Source organism: Vreelandella olivaria (assembly GCF_023507745.1).
GTDB lineage: Bacteria > Pseudomonadota > Gammaproteobacteria > Pseudomonadales > Halomonadaceae > Vreelandella > Vreelandella olivaria_A.
In genome coordinates this window covers 1-1,853 of the sequence record NZ_JALPZO010000165.1, presented here as the reverse complement: position 1 = coordinate 1,853, position 1,853 = coordinate 1, and the positions used below count along the sequence as shown (strand labels likewise).

The window sequence follows — 1,853 nt, the reverse complement described above, 5'->3', positions numbered from 1 at the left end:
TCCGGCATTCACCATCGCGGCACCCATGGCATTGTTGATCAGGCCGCCGGCAGCGGGACCCGCCCAGGCGGCCGAGACGATGCTGACCGCCAGCGCGGCGCCCGGCCCGAGGCCAGACTGGGAGTAGCTCCAGCTGTCGTGGATGGCTTCCACCTGACGCCAGTCGATATCGCCACGCGCTTCCATCGCTTGCAGCCAGGCGAGGTCGGGATTGGCTTCGGCCATGGCGTCGATGGTTTGGCGCACGCTTTGCGCATTGACTTCCGGCACGTCGATGGTGATGCCTTGGGCGGCCTGGATAATCATCTCGCCCTGCGCCACCAGCTCGCTCTGGCGCAGTGTCTCGCGGATGACGCCTTCGCCCCGCGCCGACTGCCAAGCGAAGTTGCTACGGCTACGCTCGTGGGCTTCGCTGCGGATGTCGCTGGCGGTTTCAAAGCGAATGGCACCACCGCTTTGCAGTGCGATGTCGCCGTCGGCTTCCAGCCGGGCAGCTTGGTAGCGCTGATCGCCACCGCTGAACATCTCGCTTCCCACGGGGGCATGTGTCAGGTGAATACTATCATTGCACAGGCCATTCTTTAACCACTTCTAAAAACTCAAAAAGAGTTTCCTCAGCCTCATTTCTATATTTTTCAACCCAGATCTTACTCCACTCTTCCGGGCTACTATCTTGCTCCCACTCAGCCAAAGCCAATGCATTCACCACCTCCATGTCGAACCAAGCCCGGCCATATTTTTCTTGAAACTCCACACACGTCGCACTGGCAAGAAACTCAGTCTCTGCGACAAATCCAGAAAATCTAAACATACTACTCAGAGCAGTTTCAGACTTTTTTTCAATATACTCTCTACTCATCACCTACCATACCTAGTTGTCACGACATCACCCTGAGCATTAACAACAACACTTACATTATTGCCAGGACTATGATAAACGGTTGCCTCACCTCTACTGGGGTAGGACTGTCCATTTCGAATCGCATCCTCCACTACAGAAGGAGTAATTCCACGATCCTGCATTCGGTCTAGAGCATGTCCACTGTACGTCCTCCCGCCTATAGCTGCAGCATCATTTCTTCTAGGTTGGTAAGAGGGATTTTCAGGCTGATTCATCTGATTATGCCTGCTTCCTGCTGGCAATGCAGCCGATGCAGCCATAGCTGCCAAAGCAGCTGCGTGATCACGACTAATGCCATGCTGCTCCTGAAGGAACTGCGCAAAGCCTTCCTGGGAGACTATGGATTCCGCTTCCATATATTGGCTCAGCAACGGGCCGGCATCCAGACCGATGTCCCATGGGATATCTCTGCCTCCCAAGCCATCCAGCGCCGCGCGGAACAGCATGGCATCATCGACCAACGACTGATATTCAGCACAAGCCCCGGCATCGGCGGCACACAACGCAATCAGTTCATCCTGCTGGGCAATGCTGCGTGCGCGATACTTTTCCTGTACCTCGGCACAGTCGCCTCTTTCTTCACATCCTCTAGCTTCTTCGACGTAGTCGTCGACCTGTTGGTGAGTGAGGTAGTTATATCGCGTGGCCTGTCCGGCCACCTCGGCCCCTATCGCCACATCTCCGCCCGCCAGTTCGGCGGCGACGATACCCACCACCTGGGAGGCCGCCACCAGCCAGGTCGCATCCTTGGCCACCAGTTCGGCCAACTGTTCGATCAACGCTTCATTGGCCCCCGCTGCCAGGGCGCCGGTCGCAAAATCCCCACCCATCGCTTCGCTGATGCTGCCGCCGATCAGGGCATGTAATGCGATCTTTTGCGGGTCGCCTTCCTGCCAGAGGTGATCGTTGGCGAGGTCGCCAACGGCATGGAACAGGACTCCTGAGACCACGT

General features: G+C 56.9%; 3 protein-coding genes. All 3 read right to left on the bottom strand.

Annotated elements, in window-relative coordinates:
* Window positions 1-525 (bottom strand): hypothetical protein (locus HP566_RS19970; RefSeq protein ID WP_249979050.1); only part of this gene is annotated, 525 nt, incomplete at its 3' end.
* Window positions 526-562: 37 nt separating this feature from the next.
* Entirely contained in the window at window positions 563-859 is a 297-nt protein-coding gene (locus tag HP566_RS19965; RefSeq protein ID WP_249979049.1) for a hypothetical protein, read from the bottom strand.
* Window positions 859-1,853, bottom strand: a 995-nt coding sequence (locus HP566_RS19960) for a DUF4258 domain-containing protein (RefSeq protein ID WP_249979048.1), incomplete at its 5' end; no start/stop codon positions are given. The genes HP566_RS19960 and HP566_RS19965, both read right to left, overlap by 1 nt.

Excerpts from the sequence above, each read along its gene's own strand:
- HP566_RS19965 (WP_249979049.1), bottom strand. The coding sequence starts at position 859 with ATGAGTAGAGAGTATATTGAAAAAAAGTCTGAAACTGCTCTGAGTAGT.